The 22,910-nt window shown below is 59.7% G+C and carries 23 protein-coding genes; 14 read left to right on the top strand and 9 right to left on the bottom strand.

Annotated elements, in window-relative coordinates; all coding sequences use genetic code 11:
• Positions 1-7: 7 nt before the first annotated feature.
• The 3 genes from gatA to T424_RS0101895 all read right to left on the bottom strand — a co-directional run bounded on the left by gatA (position 8) and on the right by T424_RS0101895 (position 2,749).
• The gene (gatA, locus tag T424_RS0101905) at positions 8-1,489 is read right to left on the bottom strand and encodes an Asp-tRNA(Asn)/Glu-tRNA(Gln) amidotransferase subunit GatA (protein ID WP_027486220.1); all 1,482 of its coding nucleotides are present in this window, start codon (positions 1,487-1,489) and stop codon (positions 8-10) included.
• 177 nt (positions 1,490-1,666) lie between these two features.
• Entirely contained in the window at positions 1,667-1,954 is a 288-nt protein-coding gene (gene gatC / locus T424_RS0101900) for an Asp-tRNA(Asn)/Glu-tRNA(Gln) amidotransferase subunit GatC (RefSeq protein ID WP_027486219.1), read from the bottom strand.
• Between the two features lie 90 nt (positions 1,955-2,044).
• Complete coding sequence (locus T424_RS0101895) at positions 2,045-2,749, bottom strand: metal-dependent hydrolase (RefSeq protein ID WP_027486218.1); 705 nt, start codon at positions 2,747-2,749, stop codon at positions 2,045-2,047.
• Positions 2,750-2,979: 230 nt separating this feature from the next.
• Between T424_RS0101895 and ruvX the strand changes: the two genes are divergently transcribed.
• Positions 2,980-3,459 carry a Holliday junction resolvase RuvX gene (gene ruvX, locus T424_RS0101890; protein WP_027486217.1) on the top strand — a complete coding sequence of 160 codons (480 nt, stop codon included), beginning with the start codon at positions 2,980-2,982 and terminating at the stop codon, positions 3,457-3,459.
• On the opposite strand, the gene T424_RS0101885 is transcribed toward ruvX, so the two are convergent.
• The 3 genes from T424_RS0101885 to T424_RS0101875 form a co-directional block, all read right to left on the bottom strand.
• Positions 3,411-3,734: a DUF6105 family protein gene (locus T424_RS0101885; RefSeq protein ID WP_027486216.1), complete on the bottom strand. Its 324-nt coding sequence runs from the start codon at positions 3,732-3,734 to the stop codon at positions 3,411-3,413. The genes ruvX and T424_RS0101885 overlap by 49 nt on opposite strands.
• Positions 3,731-3,922 carry a hypothetical protein gene (locus tag T424_RS22815; protein ID WP_037066267.1) on the bottom strand — a complete coding sequence of 64 codons (192 nt, stop codon included), beginning with the start codon at positions 3,920-3,922 and terminating at the stop codon, positions 3,731-3,733. Before T424_RS22815 ends, T424_RS0101885 begins: the two co-directional genes overlap by 4 nt.
• Positions 3,923-4,040: 118 nt before the next feature.
• Positions 4,041-5,684 carry an acyl-CoA dehydrogenase family protein gene (locus T424_RS0101875; protein ID WP_027486215.1) on the bottom strand — a complete coding sequence of 548 codons (1,644 nt, stop codon included), beginning with the start codon at positions 5,682-5,684 and terminating at the stop codon, positions 4,041-4,043.
• 324 nt (positions 5,685-6,008) lie between these two features.
• On the opposite strand from T424_RS0101875, the gene T424_RS0101870 reads away from it, so the two are divergent.
• Genes T424_RS0101870 through dprA form a run of 4 tightly spaced genes read left to right on the top strand, consistent with a single transcriptional unit; the run spans position 6,009 to position 10,051 of the window.
• The gene (locus T424_RS0101870) at positions 6,009-6,950 is read left to right on the top strand and encodes an aspartate carbamoyltransferase catalytic subunit (RefSeq protein ID WP_027486214.1); all 942 of its coding nucleotides are present in this window, start codon (positions 6,009-6,011) and stop codon (positions 6,948-6,950) included.
• An 11-nt stretch (positions 6,951-6,961) separates the two neighbouring features.
• Positions 6,962-8,254 (top strand): dihydroorotase, encoded by a 1,293-nt coding sequence (locus T424_RS0101865; RefSeq protein WP_027486213.1) that lies wholly within the window; start codon positions 6,962-6,964, stop codon positions 8,252-8,254.
• Positions 8,255-8,265: 11 nt separating this feature from the next.
• Positions 8,266-8,895 (top strand): glycerol-3-phosphate 1-O-acyltransferase PlsY, encoded by a 630-nt coding sequence (plsY, locus tag T424_RS0101860; RefSeq protein WP_027486212.1) that lies wholly within the window; start codon positions 8,266-8,268, stop codon positions 8,893-8,895.
• Between the two features lie 4 nt (positions 8,896-8,899).
• Positions 8,900-10,051, top strand: coding sequence for a DNA-processing protein DprA (gene dprA / locus T424_RS0101855; RefSeq protein ID WP_027486211.1), 1,152 nt, complete (start codon positions 8,900-8,902; stop codon positions 10,049-10,051).
• Here dprA and T424_RS0101850 read toward each other — a convergent pair.
• Complete coding sequence (locus tag T424_RS0101850; RefSeq protein ID WP_027486210.1) at positions 10,004-10,225, bottom strand: hypothetical protein; 222 nt, start codon at positions 10,223-10,225, stop codon at positions 10,004-10,006. The two genes, dprA and T424_RS0101850, sit on opposite strands and share 48 nt — an antisense overlap.
• A gap of 251 nt (positions 10,226-10,476) precedes the next feature.
• Here T424_RS0101850 and topA point away from each other — a divergent pair, with 251 nt between their 5' ends.
• From topA to T424_RS23125, 6 genes are all read left to right on the top strand, one after another.
• The gene (gene topA / locus T424_RS0101845) at positions 10,477-13,197 is read left to right on the top strand and encodes a type I DNA topoisomerase (RefSeq protein WP_027486209.1); all 2,721 of its coding nucleotides are present in this window, start codon (positions 10,477-10,479) and stop codon (positions 13,195-13,197) included.
• On the top strand, positions 13,194-15,542 hold the full coding sequence (gene rnr, locus T424_RS0101840; protein ID WP_027486208.1) for a ribonuclease R: 2,349 nt from the start codon (positions 13,194-13,196) through the stop codon (positions 15,540-15,542). The genes topA and rnr overlap by 4 nt, the downstream gene beginning before the upstream one ends.
• A 192-nt stretch (positions 15,543-15,734) precedes the next feature.
• Positions 15,735-16,181 carry a DUF983 domain-containing protein gene (locus tag T424_RS0101830; RefSeq protein ID WP_027486207.1) on the top strand — a complete coding sequence of 149 codons (447 nt, stop codon included), beginning with the start codon at positions 15,735-15,737 and terminating at the stop codon, positions 16,179-16,181.
• A 184-nt stretch (positions 16,182-16,365) separates the two neighbouring features.
• On the top strand, positions 16,366-17,547 hold the full coding sequence (locus tag T424_RS0101825) for an MFS transporter (RefSeq protein ID WP_027486206.1): 1,182 nt from the start codon (positions 16,366-16,368) through the stop codon (positions 17,545-17,547).
• 94 nt (positions 17,548-17,641) lie between these two features.
• Positions 17,642-17,809, top strand: coding sequence for a 50S ribosomal protein L33 (gene rpmG, locus T424_RS0101820; RefSeq protein ID WP_027486205.1), 168 nt, complete (start codon positions 17,642-17,644; stop codon positions 17,807-17,809).
• Positions 17,810-18,461: 652 nt separating this feature from the next.
• The gene (locus T424_RS23125) at positions 18,462-18,590 is read left to right on the top strand and encodes a hypothetical protein (protein ID WP_269076417.1); all 129 of its coding nucleotides are present in this window, start codon (positions 18,462-18,464) and stop codon (positions 18,588-18,590) included.
• A 48-nt stretch (positions 18,591-18,638) separates the two neighbouring features.
• On the opposite strand, the gene T424_RS0101810 is transcribed toward T424_RS23125, so the two are convergent.
• Both T424_RS0101810 and T424_RS0101805 read right to left on the bottom strand, forming a co-directional pair.
• Positions 18,639-20,009, bottom strand: coding sequence for a PleD family two-component system response regulator (locus tag T424_RS0101810; RefSeq protein WP_027486204.1), 1,371 nt, complete (start codon positions 20,007-20,009; stop codon positions 18,639-18,641).
• 12 nt (positions 20,010-20,021) lie between these two features.
• On the bottom strand, positions 20,022-20,393 hold the full coding sequence (locus T424_RS0101805) for a response regulator (protein WP_027486203.1): 372 nt from the start codon (positions 20,391-20,393) through the stop codon (positions 20,022-20,024).
• 118 nt (positions 20,394-20,511) lie between these two features.
• Here T424_RS0101805 and T424_RS0101800 point away from each other — a divergent pair, with 118 nt between their 5' ends.
• From T424_RS0101800 to T424_RS0101790, 3 genes are all read left to right on the top strand, one after another.
• Entirely contained in the window at positions 20,512-20,820 is a 309-nt protein-coding gene (locus tag T424_RS0101800; protein WP_037066263.1) for a DUF3572 domain-containing protein, read from the top strand.
• A 1-nt stretch (position 20,821) separates the two neighbouring features.
• Positions 20,822-21,463: a hypothetical protein gene (locus T424_RS0101795; protein WP_027486201.1), complete on the top strand. Its 642-nt coding sequence runs from the start codon at positions 20,822-20,824 to the stop codon at positions 21,461-21,463.
• Positions 21,464-21,602: 139 nt separating this feature from the next.
• Positions 21,603-22,898, top strand: coding sequence for a DNA polymerase IV (locus tag T424_RS0101790; RefSeq protein ID WP_027486200.1), 1,296 nt, complete (start codon positions 21,603-21,605; stop codon positions 22,896-22,898).
• Positions 22,899-22,910 lie beyond the last annotated feature (12 nt).

The following is a 22,910-nucleotide window of genomic DNA, read 5'->3' as shown; positions in this document are numbered from 1 at the left end:
AATGGGCTCACCACCACTTGGCGGGTGTGAAGGTGCCGGCGGCGCTTTCGATGACATGGGCGGTCTTGAACAGGGTTTCTTCCTCGAAGGGCTTGCCGATCAATTGCAGGCCAAGCGGCAGGCCCTTCTTGTCCAGCCCGGCAGGCACGGAAATGCCCGGAAGGCCAGCCATGTTGAGCGTTATGGTGAAGATGTCGTTCAAATACATTTTCACCGGATCGGCCGCGAGATCCTTGTCGCCGATGGCGAAGGCGGAAGAGGGCGTGATCGGCGCGAGAATGGCATCCACGCCTGCGTGGAAGGCCTGTTCGAAATCGCGCTTGATGAGGGTGCGTACCTTCTGCGCCCGCAGATAATAGGCATCGTAATAACCGGCGGACAGCACATAGGTACCCATGAGAATACGCCGCTGCACTTCCTTGCCGAAGCCTGCCGCGCGGCTTTTCTCATACATGTCGGCAATGTCCTTGCCGTCCACGCGCAGGCCGTAGCGAACGCCGTCATAACGGGCAAGGTTGGAAGATGCTTCGGCGGAGGCGACGATGTAATAGGCGGGAAGCGCATATTTGGTGTGCGGCAGCGAAATATCGACAATCTCGGCACCGGCTGCCTTCAGCCATTCCATGCCCTGACGCCACAGGGCCTCGATTTCCTCCGGCATTCCCTCGACGCGATATTCCTTCGGGATGCCGATCTTCATGCCCTTGACGGACTGGCCAATGGCCGCCTCATAATCCGGCACGGCGACATCCACCGAGGTCGTGTCCTTCTCATCCACGCTGGCCATGGATTTCAGCAGGATGGCGGCATCGCGCACGTCGCGGGCAATCGGACCGGCCTGATCGAGCGACGAGGCATAGGCGACGATGCCGAAGCGAGAGCAGCGGCCATAGGTCGGCTTGATGCCAACCGTGCCGGTGAAGGCCGCAGGCTGACGAATGGAGCCGCCAGTATCGGTTGCGGTTGCACCGGCGCAAAGCTGCGCGGCAACGGCGGCCGCAGAGCCGCCGGAAGAGCCGCCCGGCACCAGCTTTTCGTCAGAGCCTTCAGCCTTCCACGGGTTGACGCAGGGGCCATAGAACGAGCTTTCATTGGAGGAGCCCATCGCGAACTCATCCATGTTGAGCTTGCCCAGCAAAACCGCGCCATCGTTCCACAGATTGGCGGTGACGGTCGATTCATATTTCGGCTTGAAGCGGTTCAGGATGTTGGAGCAGGCCTGCGTATGCACATCGCGCGTGGCGAAAAGATCCTTGACGCCCAGCGGAATACCTTCCAGCGCGCCTGCCTTGCCGGAGGCAATACGCTCATCCGATGCGCGGGCCATGTCGCGGGCAATTTCAGGCGTCACCGTCACATAGGCATTGATCGCGTCATTGGCGGCCTCGATGGCGCCAAGGTAAGCATCGGTGAGTTCAACGGCCTTGATGTCCTTCGCAGCCAGTCGGGCGCGGGCTTCGGCAATGGTAAGGCGGGTCAGTTCGCTCATGATGGGTTCGCTTCGGTGTTTTGCGCGGGGCGGCGCGCCAGGCAAAAAGGATGGACGGAAAAAGGCGCTCTACAGCATTTCCAGCAAAAGCCTATAGGATTTTGCGTCCGGAAATGCGTTGATACAAGGAATGAGAGCAATGCAGGTGAACCCGTGTTCACCGGAAATGCTCCAGCCTTATTCTACGACCTTCGGGACGAGGAAGAAATTGCGGTCGGTTTCCGGGGCATTGGCCACGATGTCTTCGGCCTTGCTGCCGTCGTTCACCACATCCCTGCGCTTCTTCATGGAAATGGGCGTGACGGAGGTCATGGGCTCGACGCCATCGACATCGACTTCCGAAAGCTGCTCGACAAAGCCGAGAATGCCATTCAGATCACCCATCATCTTTTCGGCCTCTTCATCGGGCAGGGCAATGCGGGCAAGCTTGGCAACACGCTTGACGGTGGCAAGATCAACGGACATCGGCATTCTCCAGATCGGTTATGCCACCGCTATACTGTCCCAACTGTTGCCGCGCAACGGGAAGCTTCCCGTTACGCGGCATTTCCACTTTCAAAGCGAGAGCGTTTCGCCGGGTCGAGGGGCCTGAACAGCGGTTTTCGTGCCCTCCATGCCGGAAATGAATTTCTCCGCCGTCGGATCGATGATCGGGAAAGAGCCATAATGGCAGGGAATGGCGGTCTTGAAGTTGAAAAAGCGCTGGCAGGCCAGTGCCGCCACCGCACCCCCCATGGTGAACCGATCCCCCACCGGCACGATGCCAATATCGGGCTGGTGCAATTCGTTGATCAGCGCCATGTCGGAGAAAATATCGGTATCGCCCATATGCAACAGCGAGGCCTCGTCATCAAAATGCAGCATCAGCCCGTTGGCATTGCCAAGAGCGTGCGAGACGCCATCTTCCGTCACCTGTGCCGAGGAATGCAGGGCATTGGTGAAGGTGGCGGTAAAACCGTCGAAATGCACCGTGCCGCCAGTATTGCCCATTTCAAGCTTTGAAACACCCTTGGCGCCGAGCCAGGCAGCAAGATCGGCATTGGCCAGAACCGTCGCGCCGCTTTCCCTTGCAATCGCAATGGTATCGCCAACGTGATCGCCGTGACCATGGGTCAGCAGGATATGGGTCACATCCTTGGCGGCATCCTTGAGGTCGAGGCCCGCAAAACCCGGATTATGGGTGAAAAATGGATCGATGAGGATTTTCGCCTTGGCCGTTTCGAGACGGAAGGCGGCATGGCCGAGCCAGGTGAGTTTCATGGAGTTTCCTCTTGAGGTAATGAAAATGGTTCCGGTGGAAAAAGATATGGCATAAGTGGGCTGAGAAAAGGACTCATACGAAGAGTCATTGAAGATGACTCTTCGTATTCCCTTTTCGAATATCTCAAGCCTTTGATGCATTTGAGATATTCGAAATCACTTCAAGGCGAGGATGCGTGGGCATCTTCGAGCCTTGATGTAAACACAGAATTCACCACAGGAAGACGACGATGACGGTTTTGACCATCGAAGAACTGGCGGCAGCCCTGCAACCGGGTCAGGCCGTGGCGGGTCTCGATCTCGGCACCAAGACCATCGGCCTTGCCATGTCGGATCTGGGAAGGCGCCTCGCCAGTCCGCGACCGGTGATAAAGCGGGTGAAATTCACCAAAGATGCCGAGGTGCTTCTTGCTTTCGCGCAAAAGGAAAAGGTCTTCGCCTTCATCATCGGCCTGCCGGTGAATATGGATGGCTCATCCGGCCCGCGCGTGCAGGCCACCCGCGCCTTCGTGCGCGCCATGGCGGAAAAGACCGATATTCCCTTCATTTTCTGGGATGAGCGGCTTTCCACGGTGGCGGCGGAACGGGCGCTGCTGGAAATGGATGTCTCGCGCGCCAAGCGGGCCGAACGCATCGATTCGGCTGCCGCGAGTTTTATCCTTCAGGGCGCGCTGGACAGGCTTCTGTCCTTGACGGCAAGCGAAAGCTGAGCGCGGCGGGCGCGAAGCCAGGCAATGATCTTCGCACGGCGACGAAGGCCGACAAGCGCAAACAAAACGGCGCTGTCCACAACAATGGCCCGCATGACAAGCGGCGGCAGGCTCGCCGGATCAAGGCCCAGCATATTGCCATAGACCTGAAAAACCAGATCGTTCGCCTGCCGGGTCAGCATGAAAATGCCGAAACTCATGTCGTTGAGCGAAAGATAATACCAACTTCCAAGGAGAAAGATCGGCCCGGCCCAGAAGATCAACAGCCACCTCATGCCGTTTCCCCCCCTGCCCCACGCCGCAAAGGCGCATCGAAGAGGTCGTCCGGCAGGCGCTCCACCAGCCATACGGAAAACGCCATTAAGCTCAACACCATGAGCGGCACCACCACATCCAGCGCCAGCACGGCAAAGAACATCATCATGATGCCCAGCACCGCAAATCGTTGAAGACCAGCCTTCATCGCCTGTTCCCATCTTTTCAATGAGTCCACAGTGGGCGGTTAAGCCTTTAAGAGCAACGTAAACCTTTTGTTAAGGTTAACAGGAGTGCCCGGCTCTGTGGATGACCTTCGTCATCCCTCAATCCACCGGCGGATACAGCAGATCGACCAGATAGCGCGCATCGAATCGGGCGTCGAGAACGCCGTAGGTGTTGCGCCAGCCGCCGGTCAGGCGGGTTTCCAGGAAGGCGTCGGCAATCTTGCCGGCACCCATGCGGTAGAGTTCGGCGGCGGCGGCGGCGAGCGCCAGTTGTTCCACCAGCAGCCGGGCGGCACCCTCGTCGCGTTCGCATAGCGCCATGGCGGCGTGCAGCACTTCGATCGTCTTTCGCCCGGCGGGGCCAAGGTCGCGCTCCAGTTCGGCAAAGACCATGTTGAACAGATCCTTGCCGCGTTCCAGCACCCGCAGCACGTCGAGCGCCATGACATTGCCCGAGCCTTCCCAGATGGCATTTACCGGTGCTTCGCGGTAATGGCGGGCAATGGCGCGCTCTTCCACATAGCCGCTGCCGCCAATGCATTCCATGGCCTCGGCAATGAGGGGCGGCGCCATTTTGCAGACCCAGTATTTCACCACCGGCGTCATGACGCGGGCGTAAGCGGCGTCCGCCGCCCTTTCGCGGGCGCGGTCGAAGGCTTCGGCAAGGCGGAAGGACAGCGCCGTTGCCGCCGCCACATCCAGCGCCATATCCGCCAGCACGCGGATCATCAGCGGCTGATCGATCAGCTTCTTGCCGAACACCGCCCTGCCGCGCACATGATGCACGGCTTCTGCCATGGAAGCGCGCATGATGCCGGCAGAGGCCAGCGCGCAATCCAGCCTTGTCAGCGTCACCATTTCCAGAATCGTGCGAATACCGCTGCCGGGATCACCCAGCAGGAAGCCGAATGCATCGGTGAATTCCACCTCGGACGAGGCATTGGAGCGATTGCCGAGCTTGTCCTTCAGCCGCTGGAAGCGCAGCCCGTTTGCCACGCCGTCCTCCAGCAGGCGCGGCACGAGAAAGCAGCCCATGCCCTCCGGCATCTGCGCCAGCATTACGAAACCGTCGCTCATCGGCGCGGACATGAACCATTTATGCCCCGATAGCCGGTAGATGCCCTCGCCCACCCTGGTTGCGGTGGAAATACTGGCGCGAACATCCGTTCCGCCCTGTTTTTCGGTCATGCCCATGCCGATCGTCACCGCAGTCTTCTGCATGGCGGATCGATTGGAGCTATCGTATTTGCGCGCGAGGATTCTGGGCGCCCATTCCTTTTGCACGCGCGGCGAGGACATCAATGCCGCCATGGAGGCGCTTGTCATGGTCAGCGGGCAAAGATGCCCGCATTCAAGCTGCGCGGTGAGGTAAAACCGCACGGCGCGGGCCTTGTGATCCTGCCCGCGCACCTCCGGCAGGTTTTCCCAGACCGAGGAATGAAGGCCATTCGCCATGGAGCGGCGCATCATGGCGTGCCAGGCGGGATGGAACTCCACCACATCCAGCCTTTCGCCGCGCGGGCCGTGGGTGCGAAGTTCCGGCGGGTTGTGATTGGCCATGCGGGCCAGTTCCTGCGCCTCGTGCGAGGTGACATAGCGGCCAAGCGCATCGAAATCATCGCGCAGCGCCCGGTTCAATCCGCTGGTCAGGTCCACAAGCAACGGATCGGTGCGGAACGCATTCACGCCGGACCATGGTTTCGGCTGATTGAGTTCCAGCAATATGTCTTCCGTCCGGCTCATGCGCGTTCCAATATACGAGTTCTTCCAGCCGTGCGGGGCCGTGAAACGGCCGCTCCTGGCGCTGAAATCGAATGATTTCCAACCGTCTTTATCATGTTTCCCCGCAAATGCGACATGGCACGCCAACGAACCCGGCCAAAACGGGGGACAAATCGGGCCACCCCGCTCGAAGACTTGCCCCAATGCCAGCCAATCATTATAGACCGGCCAACCGTTTCAGTGTCTTCCGCGGCGTAAACGCGGAAGAGATCTGAGAACTTTTACCGCTGTTTGTCTTTCGGGAAATCATCTCCCTTTTCCGGCAAACCTCAGGAGGACATGCGCATGGTCTTCTTCCCCCACCGCCATCTCATTGGCATCAAGGGCCTCAAGGAATCCGACATCACCTATCTGCTGGACAAGGCCGACGAGGCCGTGAAAATCAGCCGCCAGCGGGAAAAGAAAACCACGACCCTGCGCGGGCTTACCCAGATCAACCTGTTCTTCGAAGCCTCCACCCGCACGCAATCCTCCTTCGAGCTGGCCGGAAAGCGGCTGGGCGCGGACGTGATGAACATGTCGGTTGGCAATTCCTCGGTGAAAAAGGGCGAAACCCTCATCGATACCGCCATGACGCTCAATGCCATGCGCCCGGATGTGCTGGTGGTGCGCCATGCTTCGGCAGGCGCTGCCGCGCTGCTTTCGCAGAAAGTGGCCTGCTCGGTGGTCAATGCCGGTGATGGCCAGCACGAACACCCCACCCAGGCGCTGCTCGACGCGCTGACCATTCGCCGCGCCAAGGGCAAATTGTCCCGCATCATCGTGGCCATTTGCGGCGATGTGCTGCATTCGCGCGTGGCGCGCTCCAATATCCTGCTGCTCAATGCCATGGGTGCACGGGTTCGCGTTATCGCGCCTTCCACGCTGCTGCCCTCCGGCATTGCCGATATGAGTGTCGAAGTATTTACCGACATGAAGGAAGGCCTGAAGGACGCCGATGTCGTCATGATGCTGCGCCTGCAACGCGAGCGTATGGCGGGCGCCTTCGTGCCTTCGGTGCGCGAATATTTCCATTTTTACGGCCTTGATGCCGAAAAGTTGAAAGCCGCCAGGGAAGATGCCCTCGTCATGCATCCCGGCCCGATGAACCGCGGGGTCGAAATCGCCTCCGATGTTGCCGACGGGCCGCAGAGCGTCATCGAACAGCAGGTGGAAATGGGCGTTGCCGTGCGCATGGCGGTGATGGAAGCCCTGCTGCTGTCCGAACACAACGCCCCTCGCGCTTAAAGGTGATGAAGATGAACAAGCCGCTCGTCATCAACAATGCCCGCATCATCGACCCTTCCCGCAAGCTGGACGAGGTGGGCACGATCGTGGTCGATGCCAAAGGCGTGATCCTTGCCGCAGGCAGCGATGCCCGCAACCAGGGCGCGCCCGAAGGTGCGGTAATCCGCGATGCGAAGGGGCTGATTGCCGCCCCCGGCCTCGTCGATGCGCAGGTCTTCATCGGCGAGCCGGGCGCCGAACACCGCGAGACGCTGGCCTCTGCCGGTCAGGCGGCCGCCGCCGGGGGCATCACCTCCTTCATCATGATGCCCGATACCGATCCGGTGATCGACGATATTGCGCTGGTGGAATTCATCCGCAACAGCGCGCGTGACCGCGCAAGCGTCAACATCCATCCCGCCGCCGCCCTGACCAAGGGGCTTGCAGGCGAGGAAATGACGGAAATCGGCCTTTTGAAGGAAGCGGGCGCGGTGAGCTTCACCAATGGCCGCAAGGGCCTGTCCGACTCGCTGATACTGCGGCGCGCCATGACCTATGCGCGGGAATTCGGTGCGGTGATTTCGCTGGAAGCGCGGGAGAAATATCTCGGCAATGGCGTGATGAACGAGGGGCTCTTCGCAAGCTGGCTCGGCCTTTCAGGCATCCCGAAGGAGGCCGAACTCATTCCGCTGGAGCGGGATCTGCGGCTGGCGGGTCTGACACGGGCAAAATATCACGCGGCGAAAATTTCAGTGCCGGAATCCGTGGAGGCAGTGAAACTTGCCCGCGCACGCGGCGCAAATGTTACCTGCGGCATCTCCATCAACCATTTGTCGCTGAATGAAAACGATATTGGCGAATATCGCAGCTTCTTCAAGATGTATCCGCCGTTGCGTTCCGAGTCTGACCGGATCGGCATGGTGGACGCGCTTGCCAGCGGCGAGATCGACATCATCGTATCGGCCCATGATCCGCAGGACGTGGACACCAAGCGCCTTCCCTTTGCCGATGCCGCCGATGGCGCTGCGGGGTTGGAGACGCTGCTTTCGGCCGCCCTCAGGCTCTATCACGCCGAGCGGGTATCGCTGATGCGGCTCATTGGGGCCATGTCCACGCGCCCGGCGGAAATTTTCGGCCTTGAGGCTGGCACGCTGAAGCCGGGAGCGAAGGCAGACATTGTGCTGATCGACCTCGATGAACCGTGGATCGTTGCCCGCGATGCGCTGGTGTCTCGCTCGAAGAACACGCCCTTCGAAGATGCCCGTTTTTCCGGCCGCGCCGTGGCGACCTATGTCGGCGGCAGGCTCGTTCATTCGCTTTCCTGAAAGGCAATTTCATGCCCAGCATCGACTACAGTCAGATCTCCTCCACGGCGCTGATCGCCTCGCTCGCCCTTGGCTATCTGCTCGGCTCAATTCCCTTTGGCCTCATCCTCACGCGCATGGCGGGCCTGGGCGATGTCCGCAAGATCGGCTCCGGCAATATCGGCGCCACCAACGTGCTACGCACCGGCAACAAGAAGCTGGCCGCCGCAACGCTGCTGCTGGATGCGCTGAAGGCAACCCTTGCTGCGGTCATCGCCCAGCATGTCTTTGGCTCCGAAACCGTGCATCTGCCCGGCCTGCTTGGCGGTTTTGCCGCCTTTATCGGCCATCTCTTTCCCGTCTGGCTGCGCTTCAAGGGCGGCAAGGGCGTGGCCACCTATATCGGCACCCTGCTTGGCGTCTTTCCGCTGATGGTGCTGGTTTTTGCCATCGTCTGGCTTTCGGTTGCAAAGCTTTCACGCTACTCGTCATTGTCCGCGCTGGTTGCAACCCTTGTCATTCCGGTTGCGTTGTGGTTACTCCATCAGCCGGAACCGGCGCTGGTGACAGCCGCAATGACGGTGATCACCTGGTGGAAGCACAAGGAGAATATCGAGCGGCTGATCTCCGGGACCGAAGGGAAGATCGGGCAAAAGGGTTAGGGGCATGACGGCAGGCGGTTCGAGACGGTCAGGCATACGCCTGACGGAGAGGCAGAGAATCGCCTGGCTGAGACTGATCCGCAGCGACAATGTCGGCCCCGCCACGTTCCGCGACCTCATCAACAATTTCGGCACCGCCGAACGCGCACTTGAAGCGCTGCCGGAGCTTTCCAAGCGCGGCGGCGCCGCAAAGCCGGTGCGGATAGCCACCCGCCAGGAGGTGGAACGCGAGCTGGAATTTGCCGAAAAATTCGGCGCAAGCTTCGTGGGGATCGGCGAGCCCGATTACCCCGCCGCCCTTCGCCAGATCGACGCCGCACCGCCGCTTCTGGCGATGAAAGGCGACTTGAAACTGGCGCAGCGTCCCTCCATCGGGATTGTCGGGTCTCGCAACGCCTCCATCAGCGGCGTGAAGATGGCAAACCTGCTGGCGCGCGATTGCGGCGCGGCAGGCTATGCCATCACCTCGGGACTTGCACGCGGCATCGATGCCGCAGCCCATGCCGCCAGCCTGGCTACCGGCACGATCGCGGCCCTTGCCGGAGGGCTGGACCAGCCCTACCCCCCGGAAAATATTGATCTTCTGCATGACATCTGGGATGGCAAGGGCATTGCCGTCAGCGAAATGCCGTTTGGCTGGGAGCCGCGCGCCCGCGACTTTCCCCGCCGCAACCGGCTGATCGCCGGAATTTCGCTGGGCGTCGTTGTCATCGAGGCGGCGCAGCGCTCTGGCTCTCTCATCACGGCGCGCCTTGCGGCGGATTTCGGAAGGCTGGTTTTCGCCGTCCCCGGCTCGCCGCTCGACCCGCGCTGCCACGGCACGAACGGTCTGCTGAAAAACGGCGCCACCATTACAACCGAGCCGCGAGATGTGCTTGAGGCGCTCTCGCCGCTCAGCAATATCGATTTGTTCAGCCCGCCGCAGGTAGAAGAACCTGCCTACGAAGAAAGCGAGACATGGCACGAGCCGCCGGATGAAAACGAACGATCACGGGTTGTAAATGCCCTTGGACCTACACCCGTGGAAGTCGATGACATCATTCGCCACACGGGTCTCAGCGCCTCGGCGGTCTATCTCGTTCTGCTGGAGCTGGATATTGCCGGACGATTACACCGACATGCTGGAGGGCTTGTCTCTCTCCATATGACGCAGTGAAAGCGGCCTTTGGCCAGAGAGAATATCGTTTGCCTCCACATAGGCCATTTCAATAAGATAACAGAGCATATCCGCGCCCTCGCGCTCTGCCACAACCCTCAATTCACCCAGCATCTGCGAGATGTAGGCGACGCTTTCACCCTTGTGAATTTCACTGCCACGCTTGCCGGCCATCGGTTCTTCTCATGAAAGGAAATGCAACTTGAAAATGCATTATTGCAACCATACATCTCATGATAACGAAATCACTTGGGATTGCAATATGTATATTTATATCTTTTTGGTTGTATCGACGTGTAGACGAGAAAATTGACAGAGGGACTTGACCGCGCTCCAATCCCCCTCCATGTCGGAAAACTGGTTCTGGAATCCCGCCGGGCCGCCAACCATTGCGTATTGAAACGGGGCATGTTCAGAGAAGCACAATGAATGTCGTAGTTGTCGAATCTCCAGCCAAAGCGAAGACGATCAACAAATATCTCGGATCGGGATATAAGGTGCTCGCCTCCTTTGGCCATGTCCGTGACCTGCCCGCCAAGGACGGCTCCGTTCTGCCGGATCAGGATTTCGAAATGCTGTGGGAAGTGGATGGCGCTTCGCAAAAGCGCATCAAGGATATTGCCGATGCGGTGAAATCCTCCGACGGGCTCATTCTCGCAACCGACCCGGATCGCGAGGGAGAAGCGATTTCCTGGCATGTCCTCGACCTTCTGAAAAAGAAGCGGGTGCTGGGCGACAAGCCGGTCAAGCGCGTCGTTTTCAACGCCATCACCAAAAAGGCGGTGCTGGATGCCATGGCCGCCCCCCGCGACATCGACGTGGCGCTGGTGGATGCCTATCTGGCGCGCCGTGCGCTGGATTATCTGGTCGGCTTCAACCTTTCTCCCGTGCTCTGGCGCAAGCTGCCGGGCGCGCGTTCGGCGGGCCGGGTGCAATCGGTTGCGCTGCGGCTGGTCTGCGACCGGGAAAGCGAAATCGAGCGTTTCGTTTCGGAAGAATACTGGAACCTTTCCGCCCTCCTCAAGACCCCGCGCGGCGATGAATTTATGGCCCGCCTCGTTTCTGCCGATGGCAAGCGGTTGCAGGCCCGCAGCATCCAGAATGGCGAAATGGCCAACCGCCTGAAGACCCTGCTGGAAGGGGCGAGCTTTGCCGTCGAATCGGTGGAAGCAAAGCCGGTCAAGCGCAACCCATCGCCGCCCTTTACAACCTCCACTTTGCAGCAGGCCGCCTCCTCCAAGCTGGGCTTTTCGGCCTCGCGCACCATGCAGGTGGCGCAGAAGCTTTATGAAGGCGTGGATATTGGCGGGGAAACCGTTGGTCTCATCACCTATATGCGAACCGACGGCGTGCAGATGGCCCCTGAGGCCGTCCAGGCGGCGCGCTCTGCCATTGGCGAACAGTTTGGAGCCCGCTATCTGCCGGATACGCCGCGCTTTTATTCCACCAAGGCCAAGAATGCCCAGGAAGCGCATGAGGCGATCCGCCCCACGGACTTCCGCCGCACGCCCGATCAGCTGCGCCGCACGCTGGATGGCGATCAACTGCGCCTCTATGACCTTATCTGGAAGCGAGGCATTGCCAGCCAGATGGCCTCGGCTGAAATCGAGCGGACGACGGTGGAAATTCTTGCCGACAACAATGGCGAGAAGGCAGGCCTGCGCGCCGTGGGCTCCGTAATCCGTTTCGATGGCTTTATTGCCGCCTATACCGATCAGAAGGAGGATGGCGAGCAGGCCGATGACGACGAGGATGGCCGTCTGCCGGAGATCAATGCCCGCGAGCGCCTCGCCAAACAGAAGATCAACGCCAGCCAGCACTTTACCGAGCCGCCGCCGCGCTATTCGGAAGCCACCCTCATCAAGAAAATGGAAGAGCTGGGCATTGGCCGCCCCTCCACCTATGCCGCGACACTGGCAACGCTGCGCGACCGCGAATATGTGACCATCGACAAGCGCAAGCTCATCCCCGAGCCAAAGGGACGGCTTGTCACGGCCTTTCTGGAAAGCTTCTTCACGAAATATGTGGAATATGACTTCACCGCCGATCTCGAGGAAAAACTCGACAAGATTTCCGCCGGTGAACTGAACTGGAAGGACGTTCTGCGCGAATTCTGGGAGAATTTCTTTTCCCAGATCGAAGGCACCAAGGAATTGCGCGTTACCAATGTGCTGGACGCTTTGAACGAAGCGCTGGCGCCGCTGGTTTTCCCGAAGCGGGAAGACGGTTCCGATCCGCGCATCTGCCAGGCCTGCGGCACGGGGCAATTATCGCTGAAGCTCGGACGTTACGGCGCCTTTGTCGGCTGCTCCAACTATCCGGAATGCAACTTCACCCGTCAGCTTTCCTCCGAAGGGGGCGCGGAAGCCGAAGCTGCGGGCAACGAGCCGAAGGCACTGGGCCAGGATCCCGCCACCGGCGAGGAGATCACGCTGCGCTCCGGCCGCTTCGGCCCCTATGTGCAGCGTGGCGAAGGCAAGGAAGCCAAGCGCTCCTCCCTGCCCAAGGGCTGGTCGCCTGCCGAGATGGATTTCGAAAAGGCCATGAACCTGCTTTCCCTGCCGCGCGAGGTGGGCCAGCATCCCGAAAGCGGCAAGCCGATCACCGCCGGACTTGGCCGCTACGGACCGTTCATCCTGCATGACGGCACCTATGCCAATGTGGAGAGCATCGAAGATGTCTTCACCATCGGCCTCAACCGTGCTGTAACGGTTCTGGCGGAAAAACAATCCAAGGGCGGCGCCCGCGGACGGGGCGCAACGGCTGCTGCCCTCAAGGAGCTGGGCGATCATCCCGATGGCGGCGCAATCACCGTGCGTGATGGCCGCTACGGTCCTTATGTCAATTGGGGCAAGGTGAATGCCACCCTGCCCAAGGGCAAGGACCCGCAGAGCGTGACGGCGGAAGAGGCATTGGCCCTCATTGCCGAGCGCGCCGCCAAGGACGGCGCCGGCAAGGGCAAGAAAACCTCGGCAAAGGCCCCGGCAAAGGCAAAGACCACCAAGGCTGCGAAAGCCGAGGGTGACGAAGCCGCCGAGGACAAACCAAAGAAGGCCACAGCCAGAACAAAGGCGGCTGCGAAACCGAAAGCAGCCTCCAAAGCAAAGCCTGCTACGAAAACCACGAAGAAGAAGAGCTCAGAGTGACGAAACTACCGCACCCGAAAATCCGCACCACCGGCCCCGGAAAAGCACGGAGCCGCAAGGCGGAGGGTGCGGCCGGTGTTTCAACGCAGCCAATCATTCACGGCGCGGTGCCGCCGCGTGAGGTGCTGCTGGAATTCATTTCCGAAAACCCGGATCGGGCCTCCAAGCGAGAAATCGCCAAGGCTTTCGGGCTGAAAGGCGATGCACGCATCGAGCTGAAGGAAGTGTTGAAGGCGCTGGAGCAGGACGGGCTGGTGCAAAAGAGCCGCAAGGCATTGTCGCGTCCCGGCGCGCTGCCGCCCGTGACGGTTCTCGACATTACCACCCGCGACAAGGATGGCGATCTCATAGGCCGGCCCGCCGAGTGGCCGGAGGAGCTGGGGGTTGCCCCCGCCGTTGCCATCCGCCAATCCTCCTCCGACATGAAAAAGGGCAAGACGCCTGTGGGCGGGCTGGGCGACCGGGTTCTTGCAAAAATCTTTCCCTCCAAGGATCGCGCAGGTCCGGCCTATACGGCCCGCGTCATCAAGGTTATCGACAAGCGGCGCGGTGCGTTGCTCGGCGTTTTCCGGGAAATGCCGGGCGGCGGCGGCCGCCTGATGCCCATCGAGCGGCGTGGCGAGGAAATGGTTATCGAGGCTGCCGATCTTGGCGATGCGAAGGATGGCGATCTCGTCGAGGTGGAAGTCGGCCGCGCGGGCAGCCGACTTGGCCTGCCGCGCGCCAGGGTGCTTTCGGTGGTCGGGTCCGTTGCCTCGGAAAAGGCCATCTCGATGATTGCCATCCACGCCCACGGCATTCCCTATATTTTCCCGCAATCGGTGCTGGATGAGGCGGAGGCGGCAAAGCCTGCCACCATGGCGCACCGGGAAGACTGGCGGCACGTGCCGCTGATTACCATCGACCCGGCGGACGCCAAGGACCATGACGACGCGGTCTATGCCGAGCCCGACCCCTCGCCCGACAATCCGGGCGGCGTGATCGTAACGGTGGCGATTGCCGATGTCTCCTATTATGTCCGAACCAAATCGCCGCTGGACCGCGAAGCGTTGAAGCGCGGCAACTCCGTCTATTTCCCGGATCGCGTCGTGCCGATGCTGCCGGAGCGGATTTCCAACGACCTCTGCTCGCTGCGAGAGGGCGTGGACCGCCCTGCCCTTGCCGTGCGCATGGTGTTTTCCAAAGAGGGCAAGAAGGCCGGTCACACCTTCCACCGCATCATGATGAAAAGTGCTGCCAAGCTTTCCTACCAGCAGGCGCAGGCCGCCATCGATGGCACGCCGGACGACAAGACCGGCCCGCTGCTGGAGCCCATCCTCAAGCCGCTCTGGGCAGCCTACGCCACCATGAAGCGCGGGCGCGACCGCCGCCAGCCGCTTGAACTGGACATGCCGGAGCGCAAGATCCTTCTCAAGGCCGACGGCACGGTAGACAGGGTTTTCATTCCCGATCGACTGGATGCGCACAAGCTGATCGAGGAAATGATGATCCAGGCCAATGTGGCCGCCGCCGAAACGCTGGAAAAAAAGCAGCAGAAGCTGATTTATCGCGTGCATGACGCGCCGACACTCTCCAAGCAGGAAGTGCTTCGGGAGTTTCTCGGCACCATCGGCATGTCGCTGGCGCGCGGCAATCTGCGCTCCAACTCCTTCAACGGCATTCTCGCCAAGGCGGTGGATACCCCGCACCAGACCATGGTCAATGAAATGGTGCTGCGCTCGCAAAGCCAGGCGGTCTACAGCCCGGAGAATATCGGCCACTTCGGCCTGAATCTGATGAAATACGCACATTTCACCTCGCCGATCCGCCGCTATGCCGATCTGATCGTGCATCGGGCGCTGGTGGGATCGCTCGGACTAGGCGAAGGGGCCATAACCCCGGACGAGGAAGCCGCGCTCGATGACATCGCCGCCGAAATCTCCACCTTCGAGCGGCGCGCCATGGCCGCGGAACGCGACACCATCAACCGGCTGATCGCCCATCACCTTGCGGAAAAGGTAGGCGAGGAATTCGATGGCCAGATTTCCGGCGTCACGAAATCCGGTCTGTTCGTCAGCCTGCCGCAATATGGCGCGGATGGCTTCATTCCTGTCTCAACGCTGGGGCGCGACTATTTCCTCTATGACGAGGCGCATCAGGCGCTGACGGGCGAAAAGAGCGGCCTTGGCTATCAGCTCGGCGACAGCGTCAGCGTACGGCTGGCCGAAGCCGTGCCGCTGGCGGGCGCGCTTCGTTTCGAAATGCTGAGCGAGGGCCGGAAAATGCCGGTCGGCAGCCGCTCCTTCCACAAGGCTTCACGCCGCCCGAAAATTCCCGGCACCGCCCGCCGGCGCGGCAGGCGCTGATCCGATGACAGAAAGCACGCGGCAATGCCCAATGAACGGCTTTGCCGCGTGAAATGCCTTGAAGCGAGAGGTTCGGACATGGCCGGCGGGCTCTTTTCACCGGACATCGAGCATTTTCAGGAAAAGTGTCGTCACGGTTTTCCGTCCGAAAATGCGCAATAACTGAAGCTTAGATCCGTAAGGAGGAAAGCCATGCCGGACATCCAGCGAGTGCCCCAGCAACGCTTTGGTGGCGGACAGGAGAGCGAGCGCAGGCTTGGCCTTGCCATCAGGCGCGGGCTTGGCTGCACCTGTCCGCATTGCGGAAGCGGCAAGCTTTTTCGCGCCTTTCTGAAGCCTGTGGATCACTGCGCCGTCTGCGGCGAGGATTACTCGCATCAGCGCTCCGACGATCTTCCGCCCTATATCGTCATTGTCATCGTCGGGCATGTGCTGCTTACCGGCTTCATGCTGACCGACATGGAGTTCAACCTTTCACCATGGACGCATCTGGCCATCTGGTCGCCGATTGCGATCATCGTGTCGCTGGCGATCATCCAGCCCGTCAAGGGCGGCGTCATCGGGCTGCAATGGGCCTTGCGGATGCATGGCTTCAGCGGCGAAGACGACAGGCCTGAGGGCGACGCGGATCGGTTTTAGCCTGAGTGATACCCCAACCCCGGATAGGGCGGCGGGCGCGTCAGGCAGAAGATCACCAGCAAAGGACGGGCTCATGCAGAAGGCGTCTTTTCCACCTCATTGCGCCGGTTGCGCTTGACAGGCAGGCCTTTTCAGGTGTGAACATGCCGCGCAACCGAGACGGCCAAGGGACGACCGATCGCTTATGACCCAGAATGACTGCAATGATGGACACCGCGAAGACATTCACTGGCCATCATTGGTCGCAGCCATCTCCTCTATTTCCGCCGTTGGGATCGCGATTGGCCTCGGCCTGCCGCTCCTGAGCATCATTCTGGAAAAACGAGGCATTCCTTCCACGCTGATAGGCCTGAACTCGGCCATGGCGGGCATTGCCTCCATGCTCGCCGCGCCGGTAACGACGCGGCTTGCCCATGATTTCGGCGTGGCACGCACAATGATTGCCGCCGTGGTGATAGCCGCCATAAGCGGTCTGGGCTTCTATTATGCCGAGGCCTTCTGGATGTGGTTTCCGTTGCGGCTGTTTTTCCACGGCGCCACCACCACGTTGTTTATCCTTTCGGAATTCTGGATCAATGCCGCAGCCCCTCCTTCGCGGCGGGGCCTGGTGCTGGGCATCTATTCTACCGTTCTCTCCGTCGGCTTTGCCGTCGGTCCCTTCATCTTCTCCTTCCTTGGCAGCGATGGCATCCTGCCCTTTGCCATCGGCTCCGGCATCATATTGCTTGCCGCCATCCCGATCTTCCTGGCGCGGGGAGAAAGCCCGGAGCTGGACGAGAAGCCGGACATGCATTTCTTCCGCTACATCTTCCTCGTGCCAACGGCGACGGCAGCCGTGTTCGTGTTCGGGGCGGCCTCGGTCGGGGGCTTGTCGCTCTTTCCGATTTACGCCACCCGTGTCGGCTTTACCGAGGCACAATCAGCGCTGCTCCTCACCGTCATGGGCGTTGGCAACATGGTGTTCCAGATCCCGCTCGGCATGTTGTCCGACGTGCTGAAGGATCGCAGAATCTTGCTTTCCCTGCTGGCCATCATCGGCCTTGGCGGGTCATTGCTCATTCCCATCCTCGTGCATAGCTGGCTGGCCATGGCCATACTGCTGCTGCTCTGGGGTGGATCTGTCTCTGGTCTTTATACGATCGGCCTTAGCCACCTCGGTTCCCGACTCACCGGCGCAGAGCTTGCGGCCGCCAATGCAGCCTTCATTTTCTGCTACGCGGTGGGCACAGTGGCCGGTCCACAGGCTGTGGGCGGCGCCATGGATATTGCCGGAAACAACGGGTTCGCCTGGGCAATCGCCGGTTTCTTCGCACTTTATGTGCTCGTTTCTCTGACGAGGCTGCTTTTCAAGTCTCCGCGGGGTTGACTTTTCAGCGGCGATTTGTAGTTTCCGCCGCATGTTCGCCGTGGGCCCGAATGGTCGTTCACGGCTCGTTTGTTTCATGTAAGGCAGGACGACCATGGCCAAGGCTACCACCATCAAGATCAAGCTGCTATCGACCGCCGATACGGGCTTCTTCTACGTCACCACGAAAAACAGCCGTACCTTCACGGAAAAGATGACGAAGACCAAGTACGACCCGATCGTCAAGAAGCATGTTGAATTCAAGGAAACCAAGATCAAGTGATCCTGGATTTCAGACTTTGAAAAAAGCGCGCTTTTACAGCGCGCTTTTTTTTGCGCATTTCCAGAGGGAAAAACCGGGACGATGCTTTTACCGGAAATGCTGGATCCTCAGAGAGAACCGAACCAAACAAAAACGCCGCCGCCCTTCTCTCAGGGCAGGCGGCGTTTGAATTGGGGGCCGGCGGACATGCAATAACGGCACGAGGAACCGTAGAAAAATCGCATGTCTGCCGACCAACCCCACGACCCAGGAGATGCGGCGGACCTGAGCATCATGGGGTATCTGAACACATCCCGCCAAATATTTCCCGGCAGGATGGACCTTTTCCTTATCTCATCATTTAGGGAAAGGCGACAGTTATGCCCGCCCCTGCGAAACGCTCAAAAACCGCTGAGGAACCCTGCTTTCGCAGCCCTCTGTTTCGCTGATGGCCAAACTAACCGCATCTTACGGAAGAAAGCAAGAATTTCTTAACTGTTGCTTTTCTGTGATGGCGGTATGGTTAAAATTCTCGCCAGAAATTTTTCAGTCTTGGCGATTCCGCTCGTCTGCATTTCATGTTTTATCGACGTCGGAGGCTCGAAATCTCACGTTTTTCTGACCTACGGGAGCCCACTATGCGTCACTTGACAAGAATTTCTCAAGGAGAATCGTGAAATCCCTGAACGAATTTCAGGGAAAAGCGACCGAGATCAAGGAAAAAATCTCAGGCAGCCTCGCATTTCGAACCGAAAGCTTTGCCTTTCCTCAAAAAAATGCCGGCCGTCTGAATTTTTTATGAAAACGAACGCCCCTCATATTTGCGGGTAAATTTCGCTTTACAGGCAGCTTACGCCGCCAGTGTCACAACGCGGTTACGCCCGCTGTTCTTGGCCTGATAAAGCGCCCGGTCTGCCTGCCGTAAAAGATGTTCGGGCGCAACGGCGTCCGGTCCGAGGGTAGCGAGACCGAAGGATGCAGTAATGGTCAATTGCGTTCCATCGCGGAGAATGAATGGCTTTCTCTCGATGACCTCGCGCAACCGTTCGGCCACCTGACGGGCCGTTCCCACATCCGTATCCGGCATGACGACCACGAACTCCTCGCCGCCATACCGGCAGGCAAGATCGGCGCCCCGTATCGAGGAGCGGATTCGGTTCGCAACCTCGCGCAACACGTCGTCACCGGCATCATGGCCATAGGTATCGTTTACCTGCTTGAAACGATCCACATCCGCAAGGCACAGAGAAAGCGCGCGATGACGCGCTACGGCCCGGTCGAAAAGCACCTTCAGATGACCATCGAGATAGCGGCGATTGTTCAACCCGGTCAGACCATCGGTCACGGCCAGCTCTATCGTATGCTGCACGCTTCTGCGCAAGCGATCATTATACCGCTTCCGGCGAATTTGTGTAAGGCAACGGGCAACGAGTTCGTTGGCGTCGATGGGACGGACGATATAATCATTCACGCCAAGATCCAGCGCCCTGGTGATGACGACTTCATCGTTTTGTGACGCTATCAGCAGAATGGGAATGAAGCGGGTTCGCTCCACCGAGCGCAGTTGCGAGCACAGCCGCAACGGGTCGTAATCATCGAGATTGCCGTTAACGATCACGAGGTCGTAAATATGTTCGGCGGCCTCGAAAAGCGCGGCTTGCGGATCGGAAAATACAGTCACCTCGGCGATCGGCTTCAGCGTCTTGATGATCTTTTCCTGCGAGCTTGCCCGCCCATCCACCAGCAGGATCTGCCCTGCCTCCTCCAGCCGGTTTTCCGTCAAGCGCAGAAGGTCTTCCATGCCGATCGTGCGCGCGGTATCGGCGCGCATCCGCAGCTCGTCGCTCAGCATTTTCAGCCTCACAAGGCTTTTGACGCGGGAAATGAGTTGAAGATCATTGACGGGCTTGGTGAGAAAATCATCCGCACCAGCCTTCAGCCCCCGCACGCGGTCAGAAGGCTGGTCCAGCGCCGTCACCATGACGACCGGGATATGCGCCGTGCGGGCATTTGCCTTCAACGTCTCGCAGACTTCGAACCCGTCAATGCCGGGCATCATCACATCCAGCAAAATGACGTCCACCTGCGTTTTATTGCAGATGTCCAGAGCCTTGTAGCCGTCCTCGGCGGTCAGCACCTCGAAATATTCCGCCAGCAGCCGGGCCTCCAGCAGCTTTACGTTGGCCGGAATGTCATCGACGACCAGTACCCTGGCGGTCATGGGCTTTTCTCCTCAGGCATCGCCCAGATATGTCTTGATGGTTTCAAGGAATTTAGGCACCGAAATCGGCTTGGAGACATAGGCCTCGCAACCACCCTGTCTGATACGCTCTTCATCGCCCTTCATGGCAAAGGCCGTCACGGCAATCACGGGAATGACATGCAGCTCGCTATCCTGCTTCAACCACTTCGTCACCTCAAGTCCGGAAACTTCCGGAAGCTGGATGTCCATCAGGATCAGGTCCGGCCGGTATTTGCGCGCCAGATCCAGCGCCTCCATGCCATTGCGGGTCTGGATCGTGGCATAGCCGGATGCCTCGATAAGGTCACGGAAAAGCTTCATGTTAAGCTCGTTGTCTTCAACAATCATGACCTTTTTGGGCATTTTCATTCCTTGCCTTCTCCGCCCCCATGGTGAAAGAGGAGATACTTCGTAAAGAGTTCATTCTTCCTGAAACGGAACAATACTGCCATTTGATTGAGAAAAAGGTAAACACCGCGCCATGAGAGATAAAAGCCACGACAAGCGCCTGAGCGGGGAAGAGGCGGAAAAACTGGCTATTGCCGTTCTGGCCTGGCTTGCGGGAGAGCCGGACATGATGGGCCGGTTTCTGGCCCTGACCGGCGTGGAGCCTCAGCAGCTGCGCAGCGCCATGACACAACCAGCCTTTCTCGGCGGACTTCTGGATTTCCTCATGCAGCACGAGCCGAGCCTCCTGGCCTTTTGCGCGGCCAGCGGCACAAAGCCGGAAAGCGTGATGGCGGCATGGGCGCATTATGTAAAGCCTGGCCTCGATTCCGGAGAATATTGAGATGAGCGAGCTGACGGATCTCGATCACATTCGGCTGCGCGCCCGACCACTCGCCGTCTGCGACGTCGATGACGTGGTGCTGGAATTTCTGGGGCCATTCGAAGCCTATCTGGAGAGCCTGGGCGCCAGGCTCGTGCCCCGCTCCTTCCAGCTCCATGGCAATATCGTCTCGCGTGCCAATGATCAGGCGCTGGAAGCCGAGGCCGTCAGCCAGCTTCTTCTCGATTTCTTCGAATGCCAGCACGAATGGCAAACGCCCTTTGGCAACGCTGTGGAAAATTTGCACAGGATTGGCGCAGAGGCCGATGTCGTCTTTCTCACCGCCATGCCACCCCGCTTTGCCGCTAAGCGGCGCAGACTGCTCGACAGTCTCGGCCTGGATTTTCCGCTGGTGGCGAGCGAACAACCGAAAGGCCCGATCGTCAAACGCCTGCACGGCGCACGCCCCCTGCCGCTCGCCTTCATCGACGACATGGCGCACAACCTGCACTCCGTTGGCGAAGCAGTGCCTGAATGCCTGCTGCTGCAACTCATGCCCGAACGGGAAATCCACCGTCACGCCCCCAAACCCGGCGAAAATGTCGTGAGGGCGGCAAACTGGGACGATGCGGCAACCCAGCTGCTTGTGCATCTTTCCCGGTAGAACGTCAGGCTGGCGCGTCATCCCATTCTTGCCATATCGCCCTCTGGCGATTATGGTGGCGTTTGTTCGACCTTTGTTCTTCAGGTGTAGGCCTGCAAAGGATCAGGCCGGGACAAGGCCGCGCTGGAGATCACCCGCCATGAATGCCGCGCAACGCCGTGGTTTTTGCCGTGACTGTTTGGTCGCCCAGCCGGAGGGGGCTCGGCGATGCAAGGCCTGCGGCAGTCCCCGGCTCGTCTATCACCCTGAGCTTTTTCGGCTCACTCTGGCCCATATAGATTGCGACGCCTTTTATGCGTCCATTGAAAAACGCGACAACCCGGACCTTGTAGACAAGCCGGTGATTGTTGGAGGTGGCAAGCGCGGCGTGGTTTCCACCTGCTGTTACATCGCACGCATTCACGGCGTGCGCTCCGCCATGCCGATGTTCAAGGCTCTCGAGGCCTGTCCCGATGCCATTGTGATAAAGCCGGACATGGAGAAATATTCTCGCGTGGGGCGGCAGGTGCGGTCGATGATGGAGGAGCTGACGCCATTGGTGCAGCCCATCTCCATTGATGAGGCCTTTCTGGAACTCAAGGGAACGGAGCTGTTGCACCATGCACCGCCTGCCATGGTGCTTGCCCGCTTTGCCCGTCGTGTCGAGCAGGAAATCGGCATTACCGTCTCGGTCGGGCTTTCCTATTGCAAGTTTCTGGCAAAGGTGGCCTCCGATCTGCAAAAACCGCGCGGCTTTTCCATTATTGGCGAGGAAGAAGCCATCGCCTTTCTCGCCCCCCGCCCCGTCACCACGATATGGGGGGTTGGCAAGGCCTTTGCCGCAAAGCTCGAAGAGGACGGCATTCGCATCATTGGCCAGTTGCAGAGCATGGAAGAAGACGTGCTGATGCGCCGTTATGGCAGCATGGGTCAACGGCTTTTTCGCCTTGCCCGCGGCATCGACGATCGCGACGTACACCCCAACGATCCGGCAAAAAGTGTCTCGGCAGAAACCACCTTCATGCAGGATGTTAGCCTGCGCGACGACCTCGTGCCGGTTCTGCGCAAGCTTTCAGAGAAAGTGGCATGGCGGCTGAAGAAGAGCGACCTTGCCGGTCACACCGTGGTCCTGAAGCTGAAAACCGCCGATTTCAAACTTCGCACCCGCAACCGTCGCCTCGACGATCCTACCCGTCTGGCCGACAGGATTTTCCGCACGGGCCTGCAATTGCTGGAGAAAGAGGCCGACGGCACGAAATTTCGTCTGATCGGCATTGGTGTCAGCGATTTTGCTGATGCCGCGCTGGCAGATCCGCCCGATCTCGTGGATGAAGCAGCCACTCGCCGCGCCAGGGCCGAAGCCGCAATGGACACGCTTCGCCAGAAGTTCGGCGCCGCATCCGTTGAAACAGGCTTCACCTTCGGCGCAACAAAACCCCGGCAGGACGAGCATTGAGAAGATGGGAAA

It is taken from the genome of Allorhizobium undicola ORS 992 = ATCC 700741, from assembly GCF_000621665.1.
GTDB lineage: Bacteria > Pseudomonadota > Alphaproteobacteria > Rhizobiales > Rhizobiaceae > Allorhizobium > Allorhizobium undicola.
The sequence above is the reverse complement of the archived record's forward strand: the minus strand, read 5'-3'. Positions and strand labels throughout refer to the sequence as shown.

Bases quoted from the DNA above. Each gene is read 5' to 3' on its own strand.
- T424_RS0101810 (WP_027486204.1), bottom strand. From the start codon at position 20,009: ATGACCGCCAGGGTACTGGTCGTCGATGACATTCCGGCCAACGTAAAG.
- T424_RS0101795 (WP_027486201.1), top strand. From the start codon at position 20,822: ATGAGCGAGCTGACGGATCTCGATCACATTCGGCTGCGCGCCCGACCA.
- plsY (WP_027486212.1), top strand. From the start codon at position 8,266: ATGCCCAGCATCGACTACAGTCAGATCTCCTCCACGGCGCTGATCGCC.
- gatA (WP_027486220.1), bottom strand. From the start codon at position 1,489: ATGAGCGAACTGACCCGCCTTACCATTGCCGAAGCCCGCGCCCGACTG.
- T424_RS0101800 (WP_037066263.1), top strand. From the start codon at position 20,512: ATGAGAGATAAAAGCCACGACAAGCGCCTGAGCGGGGAAGAGGCGGAA.
- T424_RS0101865 (WP_027486213.1), top strand. From the start codon at position 6,962: ATGAACAAGCCGCTCGTCATCAACAATGCCCGCATCATCGACCCTTCC.
- T424_RS0101830 (WP_027486207.1), top strand. From the start codon at position 15,735: ATGCCGGACATCCAGCGAGTGCCCCAGCAACGCTTTGGTGGCGGACAG.
- topA (WP_027486209.1), top strand. From the start codon at position 10,477: ATGAATGTCGTAGTTGTCGAATCTCCAGCCAAAGCGAAGACGATCAAC.
- T424_RS0101825 (WP_027486206.1), top strand. From the start codon at position 16,366: ATGACCCAGAATGACTGCAATGATGGACACCGCGAAGACATTCACTGG.
- dprA (WP_027486211.1), top strand. From the start codon at position 8,900: ATGACGGCAGGCGGTTCGAGACGGTCAGGCATACGCCTGACGGAGAGG.
- T424_RS0101850 (WP_027486210.1), bottom strand. From the start codon at position 10,225: ATGGCCGGCAAGCGTGGCAGTGAAATTCACAAGGGTGAAAGCGTCGCC.
- ruvX (WP_027486217.1), top strand. From the start codon at position 2,980: ATGACGGTTTTGACCATCGAAGAACTGGCGGCAGCCCTGCAACCGGGT.
- gatC (WP_027486219.1), bottom strand. From the start codon at position 1,954: ATGTCCGTTGATCTTGCCACCGTCAAGCGTGTTGCCAAGCTTGCCCGC.
- rpmG (WP_027486205.1), top strand. From the start codon at position 17,642: ATGGCCAAGGCTACCACCATCAAGATCAAGCTGCTATCGACCGCCGAT.
- T424_RS22815 (WP_037066267.1), bottom strand. From the start codon at position 3,922: ATGAAGGCTGGTCTTCAACGATTTGCGGTGCTGGGCATCATGATGATG.
- T424_RS0101870 (WP_027486214.1), top strand. From the start codon at position 6,009: ATGGTCTTCTTCCCCCACCGCCATCTCATTGGCATCAAGGGCCTCAAG.
- T424_RS0101805 (WP_027486203.1), bottom strand. From the start codon at position 20,393: ATGCCCAAAAAGGTCATGATTGTTGAAGACAACGAGCTTAACATGAAG.
- T424_RS0101895 (WP_027486218.1), bottom strand. From the start codon at position 2,749: ATGAAACTCACCTGGCTCGGCCATGCCGCCTTCCGTCTCGAAACGGCC.
- T424_RS0101790 (WP_027486200.1), top strand. From the start codon at position 21,603: ATGAATGCCGCGCAACGCCGTGGTTTTTGCCGTGACTGTTTGGTCGCC.
- T424_RS0101875 (WP_027486215.1), bottom strand. From the start codon at position 5,684: ATGAGCCGGACGGAAGACATATTGCTGGAACTCAATCAGCCGAAACCA.
- T424_RS0101885 (WP_027486216.1), bottom strand. From the start codon at position 3,734: ATGAGGTGGCTGTTGATCTTCTGGGCCGGGCCGATCTTTCTCCTTGGA.